General features: G+C 66.7%; 24 protein-coding genes and 1 tRNA gene. 17 read left to right on the top strand and 8 right to left on the bottom strand.

Annotated elements, in window-relative coordinates:
• Nucleotides 1-15 precede the first annotated feature (15 nt).
• Nucleotides 16-843, bottom strand: coding sequence for a bifunctional DNA-formamidopyrimidine glycosylase/DNA-(apurinic or apyrimidinic site) lyase (mutM, locus tag HWX08_RS13420; RefSeq protein WP_069257608.1), 828 nt, complete (start codon nucleotides 841-843; stop codon nucleotides 16-18).
• Nucleotides 844-929: 86 nt separating this feature from the next.
• On the opposite strand from mutM, the gene HWX08_RS13415 reads away from it, so the two are divergent.
• The 8 genes from HWX08_RS13415 (at nucleotide 930) to hisC (ending at nucleotide 8,050) form a co-directional block, all read left to right on the top strand.
• Nucleotides 930-2,753: a tetratricopeptide repeat protein gene (locus tag HWX08_RS13415; protein ID WP_069257609.1), complete on the top strand. Its 1,824-nt coding sequence runs from the start codon at nucleotides 930-932 to the stop codon at nucleotides 2,751-2,753.
• Nucleotides 2,753-3,373, top strand: coding sequence for a lipoprotein insertase outer membrane protein LolB (lolB, locus tag HWX08_RS13410; protein ID WP_174921478.1), 621 nt, complete (start codon nucleotides 2,753-2,755; stop codon nucleotides 3,371-3,373). Before HWX08_RS13415 ends, lolB begins: the two co-directional genes overlap by 1 nt.
• Nucleotides 3,374-3,400: 27 nt before the next feature.
• Nucleotides 3,401-4,282: a 4-(cytidine 5'-diphospho)-2-C-methyl-D-erythritol kinase gene (gene ispE / locus HWX08_RS13405; protein WP_174921479.1), complete on the top strand. Its 882-nt coding sequence runs from the start codon at nucleotides 3,401-3,403 to the stop codon at nucleotides 4,280-4,282.
• Nucleotides 4,283-4,337: 55 nt separating this feature from the next.
• Nucleotides 4,338-4,414: transfer RNA gene (locus tag HWX08_RS13400), tRNA-Gln, on the top strand.
• 45 nt (nucleotides 4,415-4,459) lie between these two features.
• Nucleotides 4,460-5,422: a ribose-phosphate pyrophosphokinase gene (locus HWX08_RS13395; protein WP_069257612.1), complete on the top strand. Its 963-nt coding sequence runs from the start codon at nucleotides 4,460-4,462 to the stop codon at nucleotides 5,420-5,422.
• A gap of 161 nt (nucleotides 5,423-5,583) precedes the next feature.
• The gene (locus HWX08_RS13390) at nucleotides 5,584-6,189 is read left to right on the top strand and encodes a 50S ribosomal protein L25/general stress protein Ctc (RefSeq protein ID WP_069257613.1); all 606 of its coding nucleotides are present in this window, start codon (nucleotides 5,584-5,586) and stop codon (nucleotides 6,187-6,189) included.
• A 121-nt stretch (nucleotides 6,190-6,310) separates the two neighbouring features.
• Nucleotides 6,311-6,910 carry an aminoacyl-tRNA hydrolase gene (gene pth, locus HWX08_RS13385; protein WP_174921480.1) on the top strand — a complete coding sequence of 200 codons (600 nt, stop codon included), beginning with the start codon at nucleotides 6,311-6,313 and terminating at the stop codon, nucleotides 6,908-6,910.
• Nucleotides 6,911-6,982: 72 nt separating this feature from the next.
• The gene (gene hisC / locus HWX08_RS13380; protein ID WP_174921481.1) at nucleotides 6,983-8,050 is read left to right on the top strand and encodes a histidinol-phosphate transaminase; all 1,068 of its coding nucleotides are present in this window, start codon (nucleotides 6,983-6,985) and stop codon (nucleotides 8,048-8,050) included.
• Nucleotides 8,051-8,132: 82 nt separating this feature from the next.
• Here hisC and HWX08_RS13375 read toward each other — a convergent pair whose 3' ends face one another.
• The 3 genes from HWX08_RS13375 to rsmD form a co-directional block, all read right to left on the bottom strand.
• Entirely contained in the window at nucleotides 8,133-8,399 is a 267-nt protein-coding gene (locus HWX08_RS13375) for a YfhL family 4Fe-4S dicluster ferredoxin (protein WP_069257615.1), read from the bottom strand.
• Nucleotides 8,400-8,458: 59 nt separating this feature from the next.
• Entirely contained in the window at nucleotides 8,459-8,956 is a 498-nt protein-coding gene (gene coaD / locus HWX08_RS13370; RefSeq protein WP_039346084.1) for a pantetheine-phosphate adenylyltransferase, read from the bottom strand.
• Nucleotides 8,957-9,067: 111 nt separating this feature from the next.
• Nucleotides 9,068-9,682 (bottom strand): 16S rRNA (guanine(966)-N(2))-methyltransferase RsmD, encoded by a 615-nt coding sequence (gene rsmD / locus HWX08_RS13365; protein ID WP_174921482.1) that lies wholly within the window; start codon nucleotides 9,680-9,682, stop codon nucleotides 9,068-9,070.
• A gap of 214 nt (nucleotides 9,683-9,896) precedes the next feature.
• On the opposite strand from rsmD, the gene ftsY reads away from it, so the two are divergent.
• Nucleotides 9,897-11,048, top strand: a complete 1,152-nt coding sequence (gene ftsY / locus HWX08_RS13360; protein ID WP_174921483.1) for a signal recognition particle-docking protein FtsY — start codon at nucleotides 9,897-9,899, stop codon at nucleotides 11,046-11,048.
• Nucleotides 11,049-11,133: 85 nt separating this feature from the next.
• Here the strand turns inward: ftsY and maiA are convergent, their stop codons facing one another.
• Nucleotides 11,134-11,778 (bottom strand): maleylacetoacetate isomerase, encoded by a 645-nt coding sequence (maiA, locus tag HWX08_RS13355; protein WP_069258073.1) that lies wholly within the window; start codon nucleotides 11,776-11,778, stop codon nucleotides 11,134-11,136.
• 194 nt (nucleotides 11,779-11,972) lie between these two features.
• Between maiA and ybiB the strand changes: the two genes are divergently transcribed.
• Together ybiB and leuA are read left to right on the top strand one after the other, a co-directional pair.
• On the top strand, nucleotides 11,973-12,947 hold the full coding sequence (gene ybiB, locus HWX08_RS13350) for a DNA-binding protein YbiB (RefSeq protein ID WP_069258074.1): 975 nt from the start codon (nucleotides 11,973-11,975) through the stop codon (nucleotides 12,945-12,947).
• Between the two features lie 380 nt (nucleotides 12,948-13,327).
• Nucleotides 13,328-14,977, top strand: a complete 1,650-nt coding sequence (gene leuA, locus HWX08_RS13345; RefSeq protein WP_174921484.1) for a 2-isopropylmalate synthase — start codon at nucleotides 13,328-13,330, stop codon at nucleotides 14,975-14,977.
• A 143-nt stretch (nucleotides 14,978-15,120) separates the two neighbouring features.
• On the opposite strand, the gene HWX08_RS13340 is transcribed toward leuA, so the two are convergent.
• Together HWX08_RS13340 and HWX08_RS13335 are read right to left on the bottom strand one after the other, a co-directional pair.
• Complete coding sequence (locus HWX08_RS13340) at nucleotides 15,121-15,504, bottom strand: nuclear transport factor 2 family protein (protein ID WP_174921485.1); 384 nt, start codon at nucleotides 15,502-15,504, stop codon at nucleotides 15,121-15,123.
• A gap of 45 nt (nucleotides 15,505-15,549) precedes the next feature.
• Entirely contained in the window at nucleotides 15,550-16,119 is a 570-nt protein-coding gene (locus tag HWX08_RS13335; RefSeq protein WP_174921514.1) for an acyloxyacyl hydrolase, read from the bottom strand.
• Nucleotides 16,120-16,477: 358 nt separating this feature from the next.
• On the opposite strand from HWX08_RS13335, the gene rpoH reads away from it, so the two are divergent.
• The 6 genes from rpoH to HWX08_RS13305 all read left to right on the top strand — a co-directional run bounded on the left by rpoH (nucleotide 16,478) and on the right by HWX08_RS13305 (nucleotide 24,084).
• The gene (rpoH, locus tag HWX08_RS13330; protein ID WP_069257621.1) at nucleotides 16,478-17,413 is read left to right on the top strand and encodes an RNA polymerase sigma factor RpoH; all 936 of its coding nucleotides are present in this window, start codon (nucleotides 16,478-16,480) and stop codon (nucleotides 17,411-17,413) included.
• 363 nt (nucleotides 17,414-17,776) lie between these two features.
• A complete protein-coding gene (gene cydP, locus HWX08_RS13325) occupies nucleotides 17,777-18,058 on the top strand; it encodes a cytochrome oxidase putative small subunit CydP (RefSeq protein WP_174921515.1) in 282 nt (93 codons plus the stop codon).
• Nucleotides 18,048-19,628, top strand: coding sequence for a cytochrome ubiquinol oxidase subunit I (locus tag HWX08_RS13320; RefSeq protein ID WP_174921486.1), 1,581 nt, complete (start codon nucleotides 18,048-18,050; stop codon nucleotides 19,626-19,628). Before cydP ends, HWX08_RS13320 begins: the two co-directional genes overlap by 11 nt.
• Nucleotides 19,629-19,659: 31 nt before the next feature.
• Nucleotides 19,660-20,796, top strand: a complete 1,137-nt coding sequence (gene cydB / locus HWX08_RS13315; protein ID WP_069257624.1) for a cytochrome d ubiquinol oxidase subunit II — start codon at nucleotides 19,660-19,662, stop codon at nucleotides 20,794-20,796.
• A gap of 63 nt (nucleotides 20,797-20,859) precedes the next feature.
• Complete coding sequence (gene cydX / locus HWX08_RS13310) at nucleotides 20,860-20,982, top strand: cytochrome bd-I oxidase subunit CydX (protein ID WP_174921487.1); 123 nt, start codon at nucleotides 20,860-20,862, stop codon at nucleotides 20,980-20,982.
• Between the two features lie 618 nt (nucleotides 20,983-21,600).
• Complete coding sequence (locus tag HWX08_RS13305) at nucleotides 21,601-24,084, top strand: family 20 glycosylhydrolase (RefSeq protein ID WP_174921488.1); 2,484 nt, start codon at nucleotides 21,601-21,603, stop codon at nucleotides 24,082-24,084.
• Between the two features lie 187 nt (nucleotides 24,085-24,271).
• Here HWX08_RS13305 and nagE read toward each other — a convergent pair whose 3' ends face one another.
• Entirely contained in the window at nucleotides 24,272-26,041 is a 1,770-nt protein-coding gene (gene nagE / locus HWX08_RS13300) for an N-acetylglucosamine-specific PTS transporter subunit IIBC (protein ID WP_069257627.1), read from the bottom strand.
• Nucleotides 26,042-26,078: the final 37 nt, after the last annotated feature.

The raw sequence follows: 26,078 nt of genomic DNA, 5'->3' as shown, positions 1-26,078 counted from the left end.
TCGGGGAAAGGGGTTTCAACGCTGGCAGGTCGCACAGAAATAGGTCGACCGCTGGCCCTGCACGATCTGGCGGACCGGCGTGCCGCAGACGCGGCAAGGCAGGCCGGCACGATCGTAGACGAAGCAGTCGAGCTGGAAGTAGCCGCTTTCGCCGTTGCTGCCGACGAAATCGCGCAACGTGCTGCCGCCGCGCTCGATCGCATCGGCGAGCGTCGCGCGCACCGCATCGGCCAGCCGCTCGTAGCGCGGCAGCGAGACCTTGCCGGCGGCCGTCGTCGGCCGGATGCCGGCGCGAAACAGGCTCTCCGATGCATAAATGTTGCCGACGCCGACGACCATGTCGCCCGCGAGCAGCGCCTGCTTGACCGACACGGTGCGGCCGCGCGTGCGTGCGTGCAGCAGCGCGCCGGTAAAGGCCGGCGAGAACGGCTCGACGCCGAGGCTCGCGAGGAGCGGATGCGCATGCACGTCGCCCGCTTCGCGCGGGTGCCACAGCACCGCGCCGAAACGCCGCGGATCGCGGAACCGCAGCACGAATTCGTCGAAGATCCAGTCGATGTGGTCGTGCTTCGCGGCGACCGGCACGCCGGCCGCGGGCAGCACGCGCAGCGTGCCCGTCATGCCGAGATGGACGATGAACCAGCCCGCGTCGACCTCGAACAGCAGGTACTTGCCGCGGCGCTCGACGGCGAGCACCTCGCGCGCGCGCAATTGTTCGGCGAGCCCCGCCGGCACGGGCCAGCGCAGCATCGCGGTACGGACGTCGACACGCTCGACGCGGCGGCCCGCGACAAAGGGTTCGATGCCCCGGCGCGTGACTTCGACTTCTGGCAACTCTGGCATGTTTTACGGGTCTGAGACTGGATTACCGATCGTGCGTGTATTGTAGCGAGCGCGTTACAATCGGTTGAAACATCGAACGGATTTCCATGACCCTGCCCTCGAAGCTGCTTCAGAAGCGCCCCGCCGCCGTGCGCGGCGCGCGTGCCTTCCCGGTCCGTCGTGCACTCGGCGCCGCGCTGTTCGCCGCCTGGACCCTCACCGCCTTCCCGGCTCACGCGCAGGATCCGGCATCGGACGACGCGGAGTCGCAAGGCGCGTTCGAGCATGTGATGCCCGACGAGAAGAAAGATCTCCCGGGCGTGCCGCTGACGAGCCAGATCGTCTACCAGGTGCTCGCCGCCGAGGTCGCGCTCCAGCGCAACCAGCCCGCGCCGGCTTACCAGACCTACCTCGCGCTCGCCCGCGACACGCGCGATCCGCGCATGGCGCAGCGCGCGACCGAGATCGCGCTCGGCGCGCAGAGCCCGGCCGACGCGCTGTCCGCCGCGAACCTGTGGCGCCAGTACGCGCCGGATTCGAATCGCGCGTCGCAGGTCGACGCCGCGCTGCTGGTGCTCGCCGGCAAGCCGGCCGACGCGCAGCCGATGCTCGCGCGCGAGCTGGCCCGCGCGACCGGCGAAACCCGCGGCCCGGCGATCCTCGCGCTGCAGGCGCTGCTCGTGCGCGGCCCCGACCGCGTCGGCGGCCTCGCGGTGCTGAAGGACATGCTGAAGAACGACCTGAACCGGCCCGAAGCCCAGCTCGCGATCGCGCGCCAGCAGCTCGCGGTCGACGACAAGGACGGCGCCGCGCAGTCGCTGAAGCAGGCGCTGCAGATTCGCCCCGACTACCTGCCGGCGGCCCTGATGCTGTCGCAGATGGGGCCGGCGGAACGCGCGGCGGGCATCGTGTCGTTCGAGAAGTATGTTCAGCAGAATCCGAAGTCGCGCGATGCGCGGCTCGCGCTGTCGCAGCTCTATCTCGCCGACGATCGCCTCGACGACGCGCAGAAGCAGTTCGAAACGATGCGCAAGCTCGACTCGAAGGATCCGACGCCGCTGATGGCGCTCGCGCTGATCAAGATCCAGCAGAAGAAGCTCGACGAAGCGACCGCCTACCTGAAGCAGTACGTGCAGCTCGGCGACAAGCAGCCGAACCTCGACGTCGGCCAGGGCTACATCTACCTCGCGCAGATCGCGATCGACCAGAACAACGACGCGCAGGCGTCGCAATGGCTCGACAAGGTCGACCAGACGAGCCAGCACTACCTCCCCGCGCAAATCACGCGCGCGCAGCTGCTGCAGAAACAGGGCAAGACCGACGACGCGCGCAAGGTGCTCGACGACCTGCCGATCACGGATCCGCGCGACGCGGCCGTGGTCGCACGCACCGACGCGTCGATCCTGTTCACCGCGAAGCGCTATCCGGAAGCCGAGGCCCGGCTCGGGCAGGCGGTCCAGGACTTCCCGGACGATCCCGACCTGCGCTACGACTACGCGATGGCGGCAGAAAAAACCGGCCACTACGCGACGATGGAAAAACAGCTGCGCGAGTTGATCCGCACGCAGCCCGACAATCCGCAGGCGTACAACGCGCTCGGCTATTCGCTCGCCGACCGCAACCAGCGGCTGCCCGAAGCCAGCAAGCTGATCGACAAGGCGATGACGCTCGCGCCGAACGACGCGTACATCATGGACAGCCTCGGCTGGGTGAAGTACCGGATGGGCGATACGGCGGGTGCGGCGAAGGTGCTGCGGCGCGCGTACGAACTGCAGCCGAACGCCGAAATCGGCGCGCATCTCGGCGAAGTGCTGTGGAAGAGCGGCGCGCAGGACGACGCGCGTTCCGCGTGGCGCGCCGCGCAGAAGCTCGAGCCTGACAACGAGACGCTCGTACAGACGCTCAAACGCCTCCAGATCAACGGTCTCTGATGCAGATGGTCCCGACGTTTTCCCTGTCCTCGCGTGCGCAGCGCACGCTGGCCGCAGCCGGCGCGGCGCTCGCGCTCGCCGGCTGTGCAAGCACGCCGCCGTCGGCCAGCGTGCCGCCGGGCGCGGCGCTGCAGACCGCCACCACCCACGCTTACCACGGCCGCTTCGCGGTGCAGTACGACGACCGTCTCGGCAAGCAGCAGAACGTGTACGGCAACTTCGACTGGCAGGAGCACGGCGACGACGTGTCGCTCGAGCTGCGCAGCCCGCTCGGCCAGACGCTCGCGGTCGTGAAGTCGACGCCGCAGGCGGCGTCGCTCGAACTGCCGAATCGTCCGACGCAATATGCGCCGGACGTCGGCGGCCTGATGCAGAAAACGCTCGGCTTCGAACTGCCGCTCGCGGGCCTGCGCTACTGGCTGCTGCCGACGCCCGCCCCCACGTCGCCCGCTCAGACCGTGCGCGACCCGGCGGACGGCACACGCGTCAAGCAGATCCGCCAGGACGGCTGGACGATCGACTACCTTGCCTACGCGGATGCCCCGGCCACGGGCGTCAAACGCGTCAACCTCGTGCGTGCGACCCCGCCGCTCGACATCAAGCTCGTGCTCGATCAGTGAGCACGCGCGCCTAGTCCCGACATACGCATGACCGATTCGACCCGCTCGCTGCGCAACTGCCTTGCGCCCGCGAAACTCAACCTGTTCCTGCACATCACCGGCCGCCGCCCGAACGGCTATCACGATCTGCAGAGCGTGTTCCAGCTGCTGAACTGGGGCGACACGCTGCACTTCACGCTGCGCGACGACGGTCGCGTCGCGCGTGTGACCGACGTCCCCGGCGTGCCCGAGGAAAGCGATCTCGTCGTGCGCGCCGCCAACCTGCTGAAAGCGCATACGGGCACCGCGCACGGTGTCGACATCGAGATCGACAAGTGCCTGCCGATGGGCGCCGGCCTCGGCGGCGGCAGCTCCGACGCGGCGACGACGCTGCTCGCACTGAACCGCCTGTGGCAACTCGATCTACCGCGTGCCGAACTCCAGTCGCTTGCGGTCAAACTCGGCGCGGACGTCCCGTTTTTTATTTTTGGGAAAAATGCGTTCGCGGAGGGTATCGGAGAAGAATTAGCTGAGGTAGAATTGCCGACTCGCTGGTTCCTGGTTGTGACGCCAAGCGTTCATGTCCCGACCGCTGAAATATTTTCAGATGAGTTGTTGACAAGAGATACGAAGCCCGTCACAATTGCTGACTTTCTTGCACAGCAAACCAGCGATGCGGGATGGCCAGATAGCTTCGGCCAGAACGATATGCAGGAAGTTGTAACAAGGAAGTACGCGGAAGTTGCGCAGGCGGTCAAATGGTTGTATGATGTGACCCCCGCGAGGATGACCGGCTCCGGAGCTAGCGTGTTTGCAGCGTTTCACAGCAAGCACGAGGCAGAAGCGGCGAAAGCCAAACTGCCCGCCAGTTGGAATGGCGCAGTTGCCGAGAGTCTGAACGAGCATCCGCTCTTCGCTTTCGCGTCATGAAGTTTTACTTTGTCGAATGGCCTACACGCGTTCGATGAAGTTGTCAGTTAAGTGTAGGGGAGTCGCCAAGTTGGTCAAGGCACCGGATTTTGATTCCGGCATGCGAGGGTTCGAGTCCTTCCTCCCCTGCCAAAAAATTTTCCCGCATTTCCCGCCCAAGCCTGAAGCAGGTGCACGATGAGCAGCCACAGCCATGATGGCCTGATGGTCTTTACTGGCAACGCGAATCCCGCGCTCGCCCAGGAAGTCGTCAAGATCCTTGGTATCCCCCTCGGCAAAGCAATGGTCAGCCGTTTCTCCGACGGCGAGATCCAGGTCGAGATCCAGGAAAACGTGCGCGGCAAGGACGTCTTCGTCCTGCAATCCACGTGCGCACCGACGAACGACAACCTGATGGAACTGATGATCATGGTCGATGCGCTCAAGCGCGCATCCGCCGGCCGGATCACCGCAGCCATCCCCTACTTCGGCTACGCCCGTCAGGATCGCCGCCCGCGTTCGGCGCGCGTCGCGATCTCGGCGAAGGTCGTCGCGAACATGCTGGAAATCGCCGGCGTCGAGCGGATCATCACGATGGATCTGCACGCCGACCAGATTCAGGGCTTCTTCGACATCCCGGTCGACAACATCTACGCAACGCCGATCCTGCTGGGCGACCTGCGCAAGCAGAACTACGCGGATCTGCTCGTCGTGTCGCCGGACGTCGGCGGCGTGGTGCGTGCCCGGGCACTCGCGAAGCAGCTCAACTGCGATCTCGCGATCATCGACAAGCGTCGCCCGAAGGCGAACGTCTCCGAAGTGATGAACATCATCGGTGAAGTCGAAGGCCGCACCTGCGTGATCATGGACGACATGGTCGATACGGCAGGCACGCTCTGCAAGGCCGCGCAAGTGCTGAAGGAGCGCGGCGCGAAGCAGGTATTCGCATACGCGACGCACCCGGTGCTGTCGGGCGGCGCAGGCGATCGCATCGCCGCATCGGCACTCGACGAACTGGTCGTCACCGACACGATCCCGCTGTCCGCCGAATCGCTCGGCTGCTCGAAGATCCGTGCGCTGACGAGCGCGAGCCTGCTGGCCGAAACGTTCTCGCGGATTCGCCGCGGCGATTCGGTGATGTCGCTGTTCGCGGAATCCTGATCGCGAATCGACTGAACCAAGCATGCGCAGAAAGCGAAGCGGCGACGCTTCGCTTTTTGCACAATCGGACGGGATAGACGAAACCCCGTCCGTTTCATCGGGGGCCGCCGTCTGACGGCCCCGTTTTACTGCCTGGTCGCGGGCAGCCATTGGAGAATCACATGAAAGTCGTCGCTTTCGAGCGCCAACAGCAAGGTACGGGTGCGAGCCGCCGCCTGCGCAACGCTGGCAAGACCACGGGTATCGTTTACGGTGGCGAAGCCGCTCCGCAAAAGATCGAACTCGATCACAACGCCCTGTGGCATGCCCTGAAGAAGGAAGCCTTCCACTCGTCGATCCTCGACCTCGAAGTGGCTGGCCAGTCGCAACAGGTTCTGCTGCGCGACGTGCAATACCACCCGTTCAAGCAACTGGTGCTGCACGTGGACTTCCAGCGCGTCGACGCGAAGAAGAAGCTGCACACGAAGGTGCCGCTGCACTTCCTGAACGCTGAAGTCAGCCCGGCCGTGAAGCTGTCGAGCGCGATCGTTTCGCACGTCGCGACGGAAATCGAAATCGAGTGCCTGCCGGCTTCCCTGCCGGAGTTCCTCGAAGTCGACCTGTCGAAGATCGAAGCCGGTCAGTCGCTCCACGCGAAGGACATCGCGCTGCCGAAGGGCGTCGCGCTGGTCGCGCACATCGATGCGGAAAATCCGGTCATCGCCTCGGCGACGATCCCGGCTGGTGCCGTGTCGGACGCAGCAGAAGGCGAAACGCCGGCTGCTTAAGCGGGCTGCCTACGCACCCCATCGATCCGTTTCACGAAACGGTCGACGCAACCCGCCGCGGCTTGCCCGGCGGGTTTTTCTTTTTCTGCGCCCAGGCGGCCGTTGCCGCCTTCGAAACGTCATGATCAAACTGATCGTCGGCCTCGGCAATCCCGGGGCGGAATACACCGCGACGCGCCACAACGCCGGCTTCTGGCTGATCGACCAGCTCGCCCGCGAAGCCGGCACGACGCTGCGCGACGAACGCCGCTTCCATGGCTTCTACGCGAAAGCGCGCCTGCACGGCGAGGAAGTCCACCTGCTCGAGCCGCAAACCTACATGAACCGCTCCGGCCAGTCGGTCGTCGCGCTCGCGCAATTCTTCAAGACCCTGCCCGACCAGATCCTCGTCGCGCACGACGAGCTCGACCTGCCGCCCGGCACCGTGAAGCTGAAGCTCGGCGGCGGCAGCGGCGGCCACAACGGCCTGAAGGACATCACCGCGCACCTGTCGTCGCAGCAATACTGGCGGCTGCGGATCGGCATCGGCCATCCGCGCGACCTGATTCCGGAAAGCGCACGCGCCGGCGCGAAGCCCGACGTCGCGAACTTCGTGCTGAAGCCGCCGCGCCGCGAGGAACAGGACGTGATCGACGCGTCGATCGAACGCGCGCTCGCCGTGATGCCGATGGTCGTCAAGGGCGAACTCGACCGCGCGACGATGCAGCTGCATCGCAACTGACCCACGATCGCACCGCGACGTCGTGCGCATACATGCGGTAATCTGGTCGCTTTGCCCGACAGGAGCCAAACGGTGAGCCGTTACTGGAGCGACGTCGTTCAGCAACTCGTGCCTTACGTGCCGGGCGAACAGCCCGCGCTCGCACACCCCGTCAAGCTGAACACCAACGAGAATCCCTATCCGCCGTCGCCGCGCGTCGTCGCGGCGATCGCACGCGAACTCGGCGAGACCGGCGACACGCTGCGCCGCTATCCCGATCCGGTCGCGCGCGCGCTGCGCGAGACGGTCGCGGCCCATCACCGGATCGAGCCCGCGCAGGTGTTCGTCGGCAACGGCTCCGACGAGGTGCTCGCACACGCATTCCAGGCACTGCTCAAGCACGACCGGCCGCTGCGCTTTCCCGACATCACGTACAGCTTCTATCCGACCTATGCGCGCCTGTACGGCGTTCAGACGTCGATCGTGCCGCTCGCGGACGATTTCTCGATCCGCGTCGACGACTACCTCGACGACGCCGGTGGCGTGCTGTTTCCGAACCCGAACGCGCCGACCGGGCGCGCGCTGCCGCTCGCGGACGTCGAACGGATCGCGGCCGCGAACCCGTCGTCGGTCGTCGTGATCGACGAAGCCTATGTCGATTTCGGCGCGCAGTCCGCGATTACGCTGATCGACCGCTACCCGAACCTGCTCGTCGTGCACACGACGTCGAAGGCGCGCTCGCTGGCGGGCATGCGCGTCGGTTTCGCGTTCGGCGATGCGGCGCTGATCGACGCGCTGAACCGCGTGAAGGACAGCTTCAACTCGTATCCGCTCGACCGGCTCGCGCAGGTCGCCGCGCAGGCCGCGTACGAAGACACCGATTATTTCAACGCAACCTGCCGGCGCGTGATCGACAGCCGGACGCGGCTCACGCATGCGCTCGACGCACTCGGCTTCGACATCGTGCCGTCGGCCGCGAATTTCGTGTTCGCGCGCCATCCCGCGCACGACGCGGGCGCGATCGCGGCGAAACTGAAGGAACGGGAAATTTTCGTGCGGCACTTCCGGCTGCCGCGGATCGACCAGCACCTGCGCATCACCGTCGGCACCGACGCCGAATGCGACGCGCTCGTCGCGGCGTTGCGCGAGCTGCTGGCCTGAAACGGAGGAACCGGCACCGGGCGGTGCCGATCCGAAAACGGGACGGGCGCGCAACTCGTCGACGCGCGCGCGTCACCGCCGGTCACGACGCGTCGTCGCCTTTCGCGGCAGTCAACGCGTGATACTTCTCCATCAACTGCGCGTGCGATTCGTCATGCTGCGGATCGCGAGGAATGCATTCGACCGGACACACCTGCTGGCACTGCGGCTCGTCGAAATGGCCGACGCACTCGGTGCACTTGTTCGGGTCGATCACGTAGATGTCCGGGCCCATCGAAATCGCGCCGTTCGGGCACTCGGGCTCGCACACGTCGCAATTGATGCACTCGTCGGTAATCATCAAAGCCATACTGATCTCACTTCTTCAGGCCGCCGGCCGGCTTCGCAACGAAACCGGCCGGCGCCGCGTCACGCGGCAGGGCCTCCTATCGCGGCGACTTTCTCGGTCAGCCACTTCTCGACGGACGGGAACACGAACTTGCTGACATCGCCGCCCAACTGCGCGATTTCGCGCACGATCGTCCCCGAGATGAACTGGTACTGATCGGACGGCGTCATGAACATCGTCTCGACGTCGGGCAGCAGGTAGCGGTTCATCCCCGCCATCTGGAACTCATATTCGAAATCGGACACGGCGCGCAGCCCGCGCACGATCACGCGCGCATTGTTGGTGCGGACGAAATCCTTCAGGAGACCGGTGAAACTCATCACCTTCACGTTCGGATAATGGCCGAGCACCTCGTTCGCAATCGTCAGACGTTCTTCCAGCGAGAAGAACGGCTTTTTCGCGCGGCTGTCGGCCACACCGACCACCAGCGTATCAAAAATGCTCGACGCACGCCGCACGAGGTCTTCGTGCCCGCGCGTCAGCGGATCGAACGTACCGGGATACACGGCGACTACCATGTCGCTCCTCCTGTCATCACGCAAACGGGATGGCAGCCGTGCGATGCACACGCCGCTGCCGAGATGGGCATGCGTCGCCTTTGCGGCGCGCCGCCTCGTATGGAACGCGCATTATTCATCATTTTCGCGCCGCAGCAAATGATAGTGAACCGCGCCGGCCTTGCCGTGCTTGAGCACCTGCCAGCCGGCGAGCGCATCGTGCGCGGCCGGATCGAGTTCCGCGCCCGTCTCGACGTACAGCGCGCCAGCGGCCGCGACGAGCGGCGCGGCCAGCGCGATCGCGCGCTCCAGCGCGGCCGGATCGCCGAACGGCGGATCGAGAAACACGACGTCGAACGCGCCCGGCGTGAGCCCGGCCGCGAGGCGCAGCGCGTCGGCTTCGGCGACCTCGACCGAACGGGCGCCGAGCTTGTCCTTGATCGCCCGAAGCTGCTGCGCGGCGCGCGGATGGCGCTCGACCATCACGACGCTCGCCGCGCCGCGCGACGCGGCCTCGAAGCCAAGCGCGCCGGTGCCCGCGAACAGGTCGAGGCAGCGCCGGCCTTCGAGATCCTGGTCGAGCCAGTTGAACAGCGTCTCGCGCACGCGATCGGGCGTCGGCCGCAGGCCGTCGAGATCGAGCACCGCGAGCGGCGTGCGTTTCCAGTCACCGCCGATGATGCGGATCGTGTGCGGCTTGCCGCGGCCGGAAGGGGCCGCCGGGCGGCCGGGAGAGGAACGGGACATACGGAATATCGACGACGGAGGGACCGGGTGCGCGCGGGGCGCACCGCTAAACAGGCGCACGTTACCACAGCGGCGGCGCGCACTGACGCGAGCGCCACGCCGCACTGATAAAATGCTCGGTTTCGGCCGCCGTGCGCCGCGCCCGCGCGAACGCAGAACGGCCCGTCCGGTGCCCGCCCCTGGCGGCGGCCCGCCCTCTTCCCGACGTCAGACCATGTTCAGCTTCTTCAAACGATTCAAGAAAACGCAGGAGCCCGATCCGGCGGAATCGCAGTCGGCCGATGCGCAGCAGCCGGACGAGCCGTCCGATGCGCCCACTGCCGCGCCTGCGGCCGACGTGCCGCAAGCGCCCGCGCAACCACCGGTGGCGCCGGCCGTCGTGATGACGGTCACGCCGACCAACGACGGCCGCGACGAAGTCGTCGAGACCGTCGAAATCGTCCCGCCGCCGCTGCAGGACGCCACCGCGAAGAAGTCGTGGCTCGCGCGCCTGAAAACGGGGCTCGCGAAAACGGGCACGAGCATCACCGGCGTCTTCGTCAACACGAAGATCGACGAGGATCTGTACGAAGAGCTCGAAACCGCGCTGCTGATGTCCGACGCGGGCGTCGATGCAACCGAGTACCTGCTCGGCGCGCTGCGCGAAAAGGTGCGCGCGGGCCGCCTGACCGACCCGCAGCAGGTGAAGGCCGCGCTGCACGACCTGCTCGTCGAGCTGCTGACGCCGCTCGAGAAATCGCTGATGCTCGGCCGCGCGCAGCCGCTCGTGATGATGATCACCGGCGTGAACGGCGCGGGCAAGACGACCAGCATCGGCAAGCTCGCGAAACATCTTCAGAGCTTCGACCAGTCGGTGCTGCTGGCCGCGGGCGACACGTTCCGCGCGGCCGCGCGCGAACAGCTGGCGGTCTGGGGCGAGCGCAACAACGTGACGGTCGTGCAGCAGGAAAGCGGCGATCCGGCCGCGGTGATCTTCGACGCGGTCAGCGCCGCGCGCGCGCGCAAGATCGACGTGATGATGGCCGACACGGCCGGCCGCCTGCCGACGCAGCTCCATCTGATGGAAGAGCTGAAGAAGGTGAAGCGCGTGATCGCGAAGGCGCACGACGGCGCGCCGCACGAAGTGCTGCTGGTGATCGACGCGAACACCGGTCAGAACGCGCTCACGCAGGTCAAGGCATTCGACGACGCGCTCGGCCTCACGGGCCTGATCGTCACGAAGCTCGACGGCACCGCGAAGGGCGGGATTCTCGCCGCGATCGCACGGCAGCGCCCGGTGCCGGTCTACTTCATCGGCGTCGGCGAGAAGGTCGAGGATCTGCAGCCGTTCAGCGCGGTGGAATTCGCGGACGCACTGCTCGGCTGAACGCCGCCGGCACGCATCGCACGGGGCGCCTTCGGGCGCCCTTTTTCATGCGCGCCCGGTCAGGCGTGCCCCGGGCGCCACGCGCTCATTCGGCGTCGGGCTGCGCGCCCGGCTCGGCGGCCTTGAACGCGTCGAGCGTCGACGCATGGTCGGCGATCCGCTGGATCGTCGGATAGCGCGTCGTGTCGATCGAAAAGCGGTTCGCGTTGAACACCTGCGGCACGAGGCATACGTCGGCGAGCGTCGGCGTGTCGCCGAAGCACAGCTTGCCGGTGCGCGGATCGCTCGCGAGACGCGTCTCGAGCGTGTCGAAGCCCGCCTCGATCCAGTGCCGGTACCACGCGTTCTTCGCGTCTTCGGGCACCTTCAGCGTGTGTTTCAGATACTTCAGCACGCGCAGGTTGTTGAGCGGATGGATTTCGCACGCGATCTGCAGCGCGACCGCGCGCACATACGCGCGATCGACCGGCTGCTTCGGCAGCAGCGCCGGTTCCGGATGGGTTTCGTCGAGATATTCGATGATCGCGAGCGACTGCTGCAGCGTCGCGTCGCCGTCGATCAGCGTCGGCACGACCGCGTCCGGATTCAGCGCACGGTACGCGTCCTTCAGCTGCTCGCCGCCGTCGCGCAGCATGTGCACGGGAACGTAGTCGAACGGCAGCTGCTTCAGGTTCAGGGCGATCCGCACGCGGTACGACGCGGAACTGCGGAAATAGCTGTAAAGCTTCATGGGATGTCTCTCGTAGTCGTATTCGGCCGGCGACGGCACGGGCGCGGCGCAGCCGGCGCGCGCACCGCCGGGAACCAGAGTGTAGCGCGCCGCGATGCGCGGCCTCGCTTGCGCCGGCCGCACCCGTGCGATACTCGGGCATTCCTCACCGCTCACAGCGCGGCCCGATGCCGGCCGCCCGCCCCAACGCCCCGATGACCGCTTCCCACGATCCCGCCGCCGTTCCGTTCCCGTGCGCCCGCTTCATCAAGGAAATCGGCCGCGGCCCGAACGGCGCGCGCGCGCTGTCCGCCGAAGACACCTTCGAGCTCTACCGCGCGATGCTCGATGCGCGCGTGTCGGACGTCGAACTCGGCGCGATCCTGATCGCCTATCGGCTGAAGGGCGAATCCGCCGACGAACTGGCCGCGATGCTCGCCGCCGCGCAGGCGTCGTTCGCGCCGGTGCACGTGCAGGACTCGGCCTTCCGCCCCGTGTCGATCCCGAGCTACAACGGCGCGCGCAAGCAGCCGAACCTCGTGCCGCTGCTCGCGCTGCTGCTCGCGCGCGAAGGCGTGCCGGTGCTCGTGCATGGCGTCGAGCAGGATCCGGGCCGCGTGACGAGCGCCGAGATTTTCTCGGCGCTGTCGCTTCCGCCGTCGACGTCGCACGACGCGATCGAGGACATGCTCGCCGAGCGCCGCGTCGCGTTCGCGCCGATCGACGTGCTCGCGCCGCGCATCGCGCATCTGCTGGCGATGCGCAGGGTGCTCGGCGTGCGCAACTCGACGCATACGCTCGTGAAGATCCTGCAGCCGTTCGCGCCGGCCGGCCTGCGGCTCGTCAACTACACGCACCCGCCGTACCGCGACAGCCTCGCGCAATTGTTCCGCGACCATCCGGACGCCGCGCTCGGCGGCGCGCTGCTGGCGCGCGGCACCGAGGGCGAAGCGGTTGCCGACACGCGGCGCCAGGTGCAGGTCGACTGGCTGCACGACGGCGTGTGCGACACGCTGATCGAGGCCGAACGCTCGTCGACCGATGCGCCGCCCGTCGCGCTGCCCGAATCGCGCGATGCGACGACCACCGCCGCATGGACGGACGGCGTGCTGCGCGGCGAGCTGCCGGTACCCGACACGGTCGCCCGGCAGGTCGCGACGATCGTGCGGATCGCCCGCATCGCGCGCTGACGCCACACTCGCGATGCGGCCCCGCTTGGGCGTGCATTTGACAGGCGGGCGCGTCCTGGCATAGAGTTGTCGCCATGCGTTCCTTTCCGAACACCCTCCGAATTACCTCCGGCCGCCTAGCGCGGTCGCTATCGCTACGACTAGCCTAAGGCTGTCGTAGCGCCGTGTGCTGTCCGCACGGTCCCTCCCAGCAGTTCCTCGCAGTACCCCTCTCGTAGTTTTTACAACCCGAAGTCGTCAGCACTCGTCCGTCTATCCGTCGGCCGATTCGCGAAGATCATCCGCATCCGCAGCGCGCGTACGTGCCGCGGAGCGAGGCAGCGCCAACCGTCGCCATGCCGCCCGTCTTCGCTCGCGACTTGAGACCCGAGGTCCAGAAGATGCAGCGCAATCCGCAAGACAAGTACCGCCCGTTCGAGCCCGTCCGCCTCAATGGCCGCAAATGGCCGTCGCGCACCATCGAGCGCGCGCCCGTCTGGATGAGCACCGACCTGCGCGACGGCAACCAGTCGCTGATCGAGCCGATGAGCATCGAGCAGAAGCTCGAATTCTTCGAGATGCTGGTGGCGATCGGGTTCAAGGAGATCGAAGTCGGTTTTCCGTCGGCGTCGCAAACCGACTTCGATTTCGTCCGCAAGCTGATCGACGACAAGCGGATTCCCGACGACGTGACGATCGAGGTGCTCGTGCAGGCGCGCGAAGACCTGATCGCCCGCACGTTCGACGCGCTCGAGGGCGTGCCGCGCGCGATCGTGCACCTGTACAACGCGGTCTGCCCGTCGTTCCGCCGTATCGTGTTCGGAATGTCGAAGGCCGACGTGAAGGCGCTCGCGATCGACGGCACGCGCATGATCAAGGAACACGCCGCCGCGCGCCCCGACACGCAGTGGACCTTCCAGTACTCGCCTGAAACCTTCAGCATGGCCGAGCTGACGTTCGCGCGCGAGATCTGCGACGCGGTCGCGCAGACCTGGCGTCCGACCCGCGATCACAAGATGATCGTCAACCTGCCCGCCACCGTCGAAGCCGCGAGCCCGAACGTGTTCGCCGACCAGATCGAGTGGATGGACCGCAACCTCGCGTACCGCGACAGCATCGTGTTGTCCGTGCATCCGCACAACGACCGCGGCACCGCGGTCGCCGCGGCCGAACTCGCGCTGCTCGCGGGCGCCGACCGCATCGAGGGCTGCCTGTTCGGCAACGGCGAGCGCACCGGCAACGTCGATCTCGTCACGCTCGCGCTGAATCTCTACACGCAGGGCATCGATCCGGGCCTCGACTTCTCCGACATCGACGCCGTGCGCCGCGTCGTCGAACGCTGCAACCAGATTCCCGTGCATCCGCGCCATCCGTATGCGGGCGACCTCGTGTTCACCGCATTCTCGGGCTCGCACCAGGATGCGATCCGCAAGGGCTTCGCGCAGCAGCGCCCCGACGCGGTCTGGGAAGTGCCGTACCTGCCGATCGACCCGGCCGACCTCGGCCGCAGCTATGACGCGGTGATCCGCGTGAACAGCCAGTCCGGCAAGGGCGGCGCGACGTTCCTGCTCGAACGCGGGATGGGTTTCACGCCGACGCGCCGCGTGCAGATCGAATTCAGCCATGCGGTGCAGACGCTGGCCGACGCATCGGGCGAGGAAGTGACCGGCGACGCGATCTGCGCACTGTTCGCGCGCGAATTCTTCGAGACCGACGGGCCGGCAGCGCGCCACGGCCACGGCGCGCGCTGGCGGAACCGCGAGATCGCGGCGGCCGCGCCCGACGCCGATGCGGCGCCCGAGGACGCCGTGCGACGTTTCGCCGCGGCATTCGCAGCGGCCGCCGGCGCCGCGATCGACATCGCGTCGTGCGAACACGCACGCACGACGGACGGCCGGATCGCGGTATCGGTCGGCTGCCGGATCGGCGATGCGCCGCTGCGGCACGGCGTCGGCCTGCATGCCGATGCGGCGAGCGCGGCGCTCGATGCGGTCGTCAGCGCGATCAACCGCTCGGCCTGGCACTGCGCGGATCGCCGCGCGGCAGCGTGACCGACGGGCTTCGACTCGGGGTTCAAACGTCAGCGAGCGGTGCGTGACCGCCCGTGCGCCGCGCGATCCGCGCCGCACGAGGCAGCAAAAAGCGGCTCAGAAGGCCGCTTCGGTCGGGACATGAAAAGGGGCGCCACGCGCGCTCATGTCTCGGTCGCGCACCGCGTCGCCTGCCACGCGAACAGGCTCCAGCGGCCCTGTTCGTGGGTATGGACGGACGTATAGGCAATCGGGAAGACCAGGCCGCCGTTGTTCGTTTCCATCTCGATCAACGCGCGCCCGGTGACGACGCAGGTTTCGCCGCCGAGGGGCAGCACGTCCTGCGACTGGATTTCGATCTGGCGATAGCGGCGGCGGCCGGCGACGATGGCGTCGATGAACTGCTGCTTGGTTTCGCGTTTGCCGTTGGTGTGCACGAAGAACACCTTGTCCGACAACAGCGCGTCGAGCGCTTCGCCGTCCCCGTCCACCATCGCCCGGAACCGATCGCGCTCGAGCGCGCGGATCGCATCGACCACCTTCGCCATCGCCTGACTCCTCGGCAACGCGCACGCCGTGCGCGGGCATGCGGATCAGAAGTTGTACTGCACGTAGAACTGGTGGAAATTTATACCAGGATTCGGCTCTTTGATACCCGCGTTAGACACATGTTCAAAACGGTAGCCGACCTGATACTGTTGCCGTTGGCCGAACTGCACGCCCACTCCCGCGGTCGGCGCGAACTGGAACGCGGTCCCCATCGAGAAATGATCCGAGATCGTCGGGTGCGTCAGCAGCCGCACGCCGCCGCCGGCCTCGATGAACGGGCGGATCTCGCCGGCGCTCTTGATGAAGCGGAACATCGGCGTCACGCCGAATTCGCCGATGTTGCCGTGGACGTTGCCGCCCGTGTGCCAGTAAGCGGCGTGCCCTTCGACGACGAACGCGAAGTGCCAGCCGCCGATTTCCCACCAGTTCCAGCCCGGATCCCACACCACGCCCAGATCGGCCTTGTCGACCCCGCGGCGATCCGAAAAGCCGCCGCCCGCCTGAATGCCCCATCGATCCGCACATGCCGCCCCCGATCCGCCCAGCAGGGACGCAGCCAGCATCGCTTGCAGCACAAGCCGGCTGCGGGGCCGGCGATTCTTCTTATTGTTCATCTGACACTCCAACTTGGGGGGTTGAATGGAGCCCGCGCTCCCGCCGGCTCAAGCGAACTGAATGGTATGGTAAAGGACTTTTCGGATCGGCATCACAAAGGGAAATAGCGTGCTTCCAAAACGACAAAAATGGAAATCGTCTACTGATTACCATCAGAAACAATGACTTACGGAACTTCGCGTCGCCCGCCGTGTCGCAGATTAGACTATCGATTCGACAAGCCCGATAGAAAAAACGGGAACTCCGATGCCCACGCGTGCTCTAAGGAATTAGCACTCGTCTTGCGGGAGTGCTAAGATGGCCCACGGAATCTCATTCGAGACCGGGGGTTTGTCCCTGATTCCAAAGGAGTTTTTAGTGAGCAACGCCCTGACCCTCCCGAACACCCTGAGCCCGACGCCGGCCAAGGCCGAATCGGCAGGCTCGCTGGCGCTCTCCGCCCACTCGATGTTGCCCGGCCAGCTCGGCAACATCGACGCGTACATCCAGGCCGTCAACCGCATTCCGCTGCTGACCGCCGAAGAGGAACGCCGGTACGCAACCGAATTCCGTGAGGACAACAACCTCGACGCAGCACGCCGCCTCGTGCTGTCGCACCTGCGGCTCGTCGTGTCGATCGCGCGCAACTATCTCGGCTACGGCCTGCCGCACGGCGACCTGATCCAGGAAGGCAATATCGGCCTGATGAAAGCGGTGAAGCGTTTCGATCCGGCGCAAAACGTGCGCCTGGTGTCGTACGCGATTCACTGGATCAAGGCCGAGATCCACGAGTACATCCTGCGCAACTGGCGCATGGTGAAGGTCGCGACGACGAAGGCGCAGCGCAAGCTGTTCTTCAACCTGCGCAGCCACAAGAAGAGCATGCAGGCGATGACGCCCGAGGAAATCGACGGCCTCGCGCAAGAGCTCAACGTCAAGCGCGAAGACGTGACCGAAATGGAAACGCGCCTGTCGGGCGGCGACGTCGCGCTCGAAGGGCAGGTCGAAGACGGCGAGGAGTCGTACGCGCCGATCGCCTACCTGGCCGACTCGCACAACGAACCGACCGCCGTGCTCGCCGCGCGTCAGCGCGATACGCTGCAGACGGACGGTATCGCGCAGGCGCTCGACGCGCTCGACGCACGCAGCCGCCGCATCATCGAGGCGCGCTGGCTGCACGTCGACGACGACGGCTCGGGCGGCTCGACGCTGCACGATCTCGCGGCCGAATTCGGCGTGTCGGCCGAACGCATCCGCCAGATCGAAGCGAGCGCGATGAAAAAGATGCGCACCGCCCTCGCCGAATACGCGTAAATCGGTAACGATTTAGAGCGCTTCATCGAAAACCGCTGCCCGACCGGCAGCGGTTTTTTTTCGCCCGTTTTATCCGCCGTATATCCCTGAATTCTCCATTCGCTTCAACGGCCGTTTCCGCGCCGATTGATTGACCTGATTCGTCAGGTAATCGGTCGTTTTCCGGCCCCTTCCGCAAAACATTGATCTGCCTCAAGTTTCGGCCCGCGTTTCGCGACGGTCTGCCGCAGCGCAGCACTCGGCATCGGAAAGCCATCCTTTTAAAATTGGCATGTCAGGCGCAAAAGGATTAAAACAGCTTCACGGCCGTCACCAATCCGACGTAAAGTCGCCCCAAAATCCCGACCTAATCGATTCAGGATAATCGCCTTGATCTCGATCAATAAAGAGCCTGCGCCTCCCCCGCGGCCGGCCGGCACGATCGGCTGGCGCGCGCGCATCGCCGCGTGGGCACGCGGCCCGACCCTCGCCCGCGACATCACCCTGGTGCTGATCGTCAAGCTGATCCTCCTGATGTCGCTCAAATACGCATTCTTCAATCATCCGCAGGCCGAGCACATGTCGCTTCCGCCTGCCGCCGTCGCCGAGAAGCTGCTCTCGGTACCGGCGCCTGCACCCACCGAGGGAGACCACCATGATAAGTAGCGAAGTCGTCGATCTGTCGCGTCTGCAGTTCGGCATCACGGCGCTCTACCACTTCCTGTTCGTGCCGCTGACGCTCGGCCTGTCCTGGCTGCTCGTCATCATGGAAGCCGTGTACGTGATGACCGGCAAACAGGTCTACAAGGACATGACCCAGTTCTGGGGCAAGCTGTTCGGGATCAACTTCGCGATGGGCGTGACGACCGGCATCACGCTCGAATTCCAGTTCGGCACGAACTGGTCGTACTACTCGCACTATGTCGGCGACATCTTCGGCGTGCCGCTCGCGGTCGAAGGGCTGATGGCGTTCTTCCTCGAATCGACGTTCGTCGGCCTGTTCTTCTTCGGCTGGAACCGACTGTCGAAGGTCAAGCACCTGATGGTCACGTTCCTCGTCGCGCTGGGCTCGAACCTGTCCGCGCTGTGGATCCTCGTCGCGAACGGCTGGATGAACAACCCGGTCGGCGCCGAGTTCAACTATCAGACGATGCGCATGGAGCTGACGAACCTGTTCGACGTGCTGTTCAACCCGGTCGCGCAGGTGAAATTCGTGCACACGGTGTCGGCCGGCTACGTGACAGCCGCGATGTTCGTGCTCGGCATCTCGTCGTGGTATCTGCTGAAAAAGCGCGACACCGATTTCGCGCTGCGCTCGTTCGCGGTCGCGGCCGGCTTCGGCCTCGCGTCGACGCTGTGCGTGATCGTGCTCGGCGACGAGTCGGGCTACACGACCGGCGAAGTGCAGAAGATGAAGCTCGCCGCGATCGAGTCCGAATGGGAAACGCAGCCGGCCCCCGCGTCGTTCACGCTGATCGGCCTGCCGAACCAGGAAGAACAGCGTACCGACTACGCGATCAAGATTCCGTACGCGCTCGGCCTGATCGCGACGCGCTCGCTCGACGAACCCGTGATCGGCCTGCGCGAACTCGCGAAGCACAGCGAGGAGCACATCCAGAGCGGGATGGTCGCGTACGGCGCGCTGCAGAAGATGAAGGAAGGCGACACGAGCGCGGCCACGCGCGAACTGTTCGACCAGCACAAGCAGTATCTCGGCTACGGGCTGATGCTCAAGCAGTTCACGCCGAACGTGGTCGACGCGACGCCCGAGCAGATCAAGGCCGCCGCGAGGAAGACGATCCCGCCGGTCGCGCCCGTGTTCTTCTCGTTCCGGATCATGGTTTTCCTCGGCATCCTGTTCCTCGCGACCTTCATTGCCGCGTTCTGGTTCTGCGCGCGCCGCGAACTGCTGCAGGACAACCGCCGCTGGTTCCTGCGCTATGCGGTGTGGGCGATCCCGCTGCCGTGGCTCGCCGCGGAATTCGGCTGGGTCGTCGCCGAGCTCGGCCGCCAGCCGTGGACGATCGCAGGCATCCTGCCGACGCATCTCTCCGCGTCGAGCCTGACGCCCACCGATCTGTACCTGAGCCTCGCCGGTTTCATTGCCTTCTACACGGTGCTGTTCGTCATCGAGATCAAGCTGATGTTCAAGTACGCGCGCCTCGGCCCGTCGTCGCTGCATACCGGCCGCTATCACCACGAACTCGCGGCTGCCAGCGAGCGCGCCCCGGCGTGAGCACGCACCCGAAACGGAACAAGGAATCGCTATGGACTACGCAACTCTCAAGCTGATCTGGTGGCTGCTCGTCGGCGTGCTGCTGATCGGCTTCGCCGTCACCGACGGCTTCGACATGGGCGCGACCGCGCTGCTGCCGTTCCTCGGCAAGACCGACGAGGAACGCCGCATCATCGTCAACACGGTCGGCGCGACGTGGGAAGGCAACCAGGTGTGGCTGATCACGGCCGGCGGCGCGATGTTCGCGGCCTGGCCGCTCGTCTACGCGGCATCGTTCTCCGGCTTCTACTTCGCGATGCTGCTCGTGCTGTTCGCGCTGTTCTTCCGGCCGGTGGGCTTCGACTACCGCAGCAAGCGGCCCGACCCGCGCTGGCGCGCGGGCTGGGACTGGGGCCTGTTCGTCGGCGGCTTCGTGCCGGCGCTCGTGTTCGGCGTCGCGTTCGGCAACCTGCTGCAAGGCGTGCCGTTCAAGTTCGACAGCGACCTGCGCGTGACCTACTACGGCGGCTTCTGGGCGCTGCTGAACCCGTTCGCGCTGCTGTGCGGGCTCGTCAGCCTCACGATGCTCGTCGCGCACGGCGCGGCCTTCATCAAGATGAAGACGGAAGGCGTGATCGCACGCCGCGCGTCGGTCGCGCTGCGCGTGGCGTCGTTCCTCGCGGTCGTGCTGTTCGTGCTGGCCGGCGTGCTGATCGCGTTCACCATCGGCGGCTTCCACATCACGCACGCCGCGCCGACCGATACGGTCGCGAACCCGCTGCTCAAGGACGTCGCCGCCGGTTCGGGCCTGTGGCTCGCGAACTACGGCGAGTATCCGTGGATGATCGCGGCGCCCGTCGTCGGGATCGCGGGCGGCCTGCTCGCGCTGCTGCTCGCGGGCTCGAAGCAGGAAAAGACGGCGTTCTTCTGCACGGGCCTGATGATCGTCGGCGTGATCCTCACCGCCGGCTTCTCGATGTTCCCGTTCATCATGCCGTCGTCGCTCGACCCGCGCAGCAGCCTCACCGTGTGGGATTCGACGTCGAGCCACATGACGCTGCAGGTGATGCTGTTCGCGGTGATCGTGTTCCTGCCGATCATCCTGCTCTACACGAGCTGGGTGTATCGCGTGATGCGCGGCAAGGTCACGCACGAGGTGCTCGAAGAGAACAAGCATTCGATGTATTGATGCATTGAACCCGGGCCGGGGCGCGCATGCGCCCTCGCCCACCGTTTCGCAAGGAGTCGGATCATGTGGTATTTCAGCTGGATTCTCGGTATCGGCGTCGCGCTGTCGTTCGGCATCGTCAACGCGATGTGGCTCGAAGCGCGGCAGAAGACGGAACAGGCACCCGTACGCGCGCGCCGCGACTGACGCGCGGCACGCGCGGCCGATCGCGCCGCCGGCCGGAACGAACCTCGCCTCGCGCGAGGTTTTTTTTCGTCCCGGGCGCCCGCGGCAGGCGCTTCATGTCGATGCCAATTTAGCGCCAGATTGATACCACTTGAATACCAATAAAAGGTTTCATAAGATCGTTGGACACGGCCGCTGACAGGCCGATTCCTTCTGGGTGGGGGAGACATGCGAATCCCGTCTGTGGCGCGCGTGCGCGCGCCGTTTCGCCGTCGGCGCGCAGCGGCCGGTTGCGCGTGGCCGACGCGCGGTGCCGCAATCGTTCGCGCCGGTCGGGCGAGCGCCTGTGCCGCTGGCCATGCCGCCTCGCCCGCAGCACTTGCGAGCGCCGCTGCATCCGCAAGCGCCGTTGCATTCGCCGCCGTGCACCGCCGATGAAGACGCGCACCCGCCCGCGCCGATCCGACCGGCACGCGTGCCCGCCTCCCGTTCCATAGCGCACGCCCCGGCGTGCAGATTGCGCGCAGTGCGGCCGCATCGCCCTGCGTGCCGGTATCTCCCGCAGCTCCACTGAAAGACCCGCTCGCAGCGACGTCGCCTCACGACGCCGCCACGCCCCTTTTTTTCTCAGGAGTTCGAATGAAGCGTACCCTGCCTTCCCTCGTTGCCGGCCTGCTGGTAGCGGTGCTGTCGCCCGCTGCGATCGCCGCGCAGCCGACGTCGGTCACCGCCGCCGCCCCCGCCGGCACCGCGCAATCGGCCGCGCAGGCGGCCAGTCTCGCGGCGCAGCTGTCCAACGGCCTCGCACTGCGCGTCGCCGTCGACAACAACCACGCGGCCGCGGCCGGCGTGCCGTGCGCCGATCTCGGCGCCGACGGCGCGGCCTGCGCGACGGGTCGCCTGATCCTGCAGAACCGCGGCCATCAGGTGATCGCCGACGGCGGCTGGAAGCTCTATCTGCACAGCATCCGCCGCCTGCTGCGGATCGACCGCTCCGGCTTCGCGCTGCGGCGGCTCACCGGCGACCTGTACGAATTGACGCCGCAGCCGGGCTCGGTGCGGCTCGCCCCTGGCGAGCGCATCGAGCTGCCGTTCGTCGCCGAATACTGGCTGCTGCGCTACAGCGACGTGATCCCGCGCCCGTACGTGGTCGTCGATGGCGCGCCGCCCGCCGTGCTCCGTTACAACGACACCGACGACGAGCTGCGCTATGTCGAATCGCTGCCGGCCGACGCGCAGAACAACTCGACCGGCAATGCGCCGCCCGTGGCCGCCCGGCCCGATGCACGCCGCGCGCTGCCGAGCGTGAAGCGCGAGCTGCCGCTGCCCGGCGCGCTCGACCTGCGCGGCGTCGAGCTCGCGCTGCCCGATCTGCGGGACGCGCAGGTCGCGGCGCTGCGCGATCGCGCGACGACACTCGGGCTCGACGGCGCGCCCGTGCCGGTGCGCGGCGTCGTCGCGCCACGCCGGCTGCCGGCCGACATCGCGACGCCGGGCGGCTACCGGCTCGCGATCGGGCCGCGCGGCGTGCTGATCGAAGGCTACGATCGCGCCGGCCTCTACTACGGCGTGCAGACGCTCTACTCGCTCGCGCCGGCCGGCGGCGGCCCGATCCCGGCGATGCTCGTCGAGGATGCACCGCGCTTCACGCATCGCGGGATGCACGTCGATCTCGCCCGCAACTTCAAGCATCCGGCGACGCTGCGCCGCCTGATCGACCAGATGAGCGCATACAAGCTCAACCGCCTGCACCTGCACCTGTCCGACGACGAAGGGTGGCGCATCGAGATTCCGGGCCTGCCCGAGCTGACCGAGATCGGCGGACGGCGCTGCCACGACCCGAGCGAGACGCGCTGCCTGCTGCCGCAACTCGGCTCCGGCCCCGACAATCGTTCGGGCGGCGGCTACCTGACGCGCGACGACTACGTGGCCCTGGTGCGCTACGCCGCCGCGCATTTCGTCGAGATCGTCCCCGAGATCGACATGCCCGCGCATGCGCGCGCGGCCGTCGTGACGATGGAGGCGCGCTACCGGCGGCTGCACGCGGCCGGCCGCGAGCAGGAAGCGAATGCGTACCGGCTGCTCGACCCGCAGGACACGACGAACCTGACGACGGTGCAGTTCTACGACCGCCGCAGCGACCTGAACCCGTGCGTGCCGGGCGCGCTCAATTTCGCGTCGAAGGTGATCCGCGAGATCGCGGCGATGCATGCGGACGCGCAGGCGCCGCTGCACATCTGGCACTACGGCGGCGACGAGGCGAAGAACATCTTCCTCGGCGCGGGCTTCCAGCCACTGAACGGCACCGACCCGACCAAGGGCCGCATCGATCTCGCCGCGCAGGACAAGCCGTGGGCGCGTTCGCCCGCGTGCACGGCGCTGCTCCAGCGTGGCGAGATCAAGTCGATCGACGAGCTGCCGACGCGTTTCGCGCAACAGGTGAGCGCGGCGGTCAGTGCGAACGGCGTCGACACGATGGCCGCGTGGCAGGACGGCATCAAGCATGCGAACGGGCCGCAGGATTTCAGCACGCGCCACGTGATGGTGTCGCTGTGGGACACGATCTTCTGGGGCGCATCGGACAGCGCGCGCGACCTGAGCGGCAAGGGCTACCTGACGGTGCTCGCGCTGCCCGACTACCTGTACTTCGACTTCCCGTACACGCTCAATCCGCGCGAGCGCGGCTACTACTGGGGCTCGCACGCGACGGACGAGTACAAGGTGTTCTCGCTCGCGCCGGAGAATCTGCCGCAGAACGCGGAGGTGATGGGCGACCGTGACGGCAACACGTTCGAAGTGACGGGCACGGGCCCCGCGCCGCGCATCGAAGGCATGCAGGGCCAGGCGTGGGGCGAGGTGATGCGCAACGAAACCTTCCTCGAATACATGACCTATCCGCGGCTGCTCGCGCTCGCCGAGCGCGCGTGGCACCGGGCCGACTGGGAGCTGCCGTACGCGGCCGGCGTGCGCTTCAAGCGCGGCGACACGCACCACGTCGACACGGCCGCGCTGCAGCGCGACTGGGCCGGCTTCGCGACGCTGCTCACGCAACGCGAATTGCCGAAGCTCGACCGGGCCGGGGTCGGCTACCGGAAGCCGACCTTCACGCTGACGAATCCGTGATCGGCTGAGCAACTGAACGGCTGAGCGGCTGATCCGCCGATCGGCGACACAGTCGAGCGATGCGCGATGGGCAAACGCATCGCGCCATCCTCCCCGCCAAAGAAAAACGGCTTGCGACGTATCGCAAGCCGTTTTCGTTTTACCGCCCGGCCGACCCCGCATCGGGGATCGAGCCGGCTTCATCGCGTCAGGCCGGTTGCGCGGCGGCCCCGCCGCCCGACGGCGGCAAGCGTGCGCCGAGCTGCTCGGCATAACGCGCGGCCGCGTTGCCGCAGACGATGTGGAACGTATCGAGCGACACCCATGCGACGTCGAGCGCACCGAGACGATCGCGATCGACCGCCGACGGATCGCGCACCACCACCCGCAGGCGCGTGGTCGCCACCGCGTCGAGCGACACGACGTTCGTCGCGCCGCCGAACACCGCGAGCCAGCGCGTCGGCTCCGGATCGAGCGGGCCGGCGGCCGCGCCCGTGACGGGCTGCGCGGCGACGGCCGGCGCCGTCGATGCCGCGGCCGCCGCGCCGCTGCCGATCGCGGCGCGCATTTCGTCGGCGATGATGTCGGCCTCGGGCCCGATGATCACCTGCACGCTGTTGCCGCCGCGCTTGAGCACGCCGCGCGCGCCGATCGACTTCAGTTCCGGCTCCGACACCTTCTCCGGATCGACGACGGTCAGGCGCAGGCGCGTCGTGCACGCGTCGACCACCGACAGGTTGCCTGCCCCGCCGAGTGCGGCGATGTAGCGTTGCGCGCGCGGTGCGGCGGCAACCGCGGCTGCGCCCGCGGCCGGTGCGACGAAGCCGCCCGATGCGTACGATTCCGTGGCCGCGTCGGCCGATGCCGGCTCACGTCCCGGCGTGGCCATGTTGAACTTGCGGATGAAGAAGCGGAACAGCCCGTAGTACGCGGCGCCGTACGCGATACCGAGCGGAATCGCGATCCAGCCCTTCGTCGACAGCCCGTAGTTCAGCACGTAGTCGATCGCACCGGCGGAGAACGTGAAGCCGAGCTTCACGCCGAGGATCTGGCAGATCGCGAGCGACAGCCCGGTCAGCACCGCGTGGATCACGTACAGCACCGGTGCGAGGAACATGAAGCTGAATTCGATCGGCTCGGTCACGCCGGTCAGGAACGACGTGAGCGCCATCGAGAACAGCAGGCCGCCGACCATCGCGCGGCGTTCCTTCGGCGCTTCGTGCAGCATCGCCAGGCACGCGGCAGGCAGGCCGAACATCATGATCGGGAAGAAGCCGGCCATGAAGGTGCCCGCGGTCGGGTCGCCCGCGAAGAAGCGGTGCAGGTCGCCGTGCACGATCTCGCCGCCGGCCGGCGGCGTGAAGTTGCCGAACACGAACCATGCGAGCGAGTTGATGATGTGGTGCAGGCCCGTGACGAGCAGCAGCCGGTTCAGGAAGCCGAACACGAACGCACCGATCGCGCCCGCGGTCGTCAGCCACTGGCCGGCCGCGTCGATCGCATGCTGGATCGGCTGCCAGACGTACCCGAACGCGATGCCGAGTATCACGCACACCAGCCCCGTGATGATCGGCACGAACCGTTTGCCGCCGAAGAACGCGAGGTAGTCCGGCAGCTTGATGTCTTTATAGCGGTTGTACAGCAGGCCCGCGACCACACCCGCGATGATCCCGGACAGCACGCCCATGTTCAGCTTGGGATCGATGTCCTTCATGATCGCGGTTTCGATCAGATAGCCGATCGCGCCCGCAAGCGCCGCCACGCCGTTGTTGTCCTTCGCGAAGCCGACCGCCACGCCGATCGCGAACAGGAGCGGCAGGTTGTCGAAGATCGCACCGCCGGCGTCGGCGATCATCTTGATGTTGAATACGTCCGGCTGACCGAGCCGCAGCAGGATGCCGGCGACCGGCAATACCGCGATCGGCAGCATCAGCGCCCGGCCCAGGCCCTGTATTTTCAGAAACGGATTCCCGTTCATTCAGTCCTCCAATCCTTGTCTCATCGTTAATCGTCGT

This window comes from Burkholderia metallica, from assembly GCF_902832845.1.
Lineage (GTDB): Bacteria > Pseudomonadota > Gammaproteobacteria > Burkholderiales > Burkholderiaceae > Burkholderia > Burkholderia metallica.
Note: the sequence above shows the minus strand (reverse complement) of the source record. Positions and strands in the feature narration are given on the sequence as shown.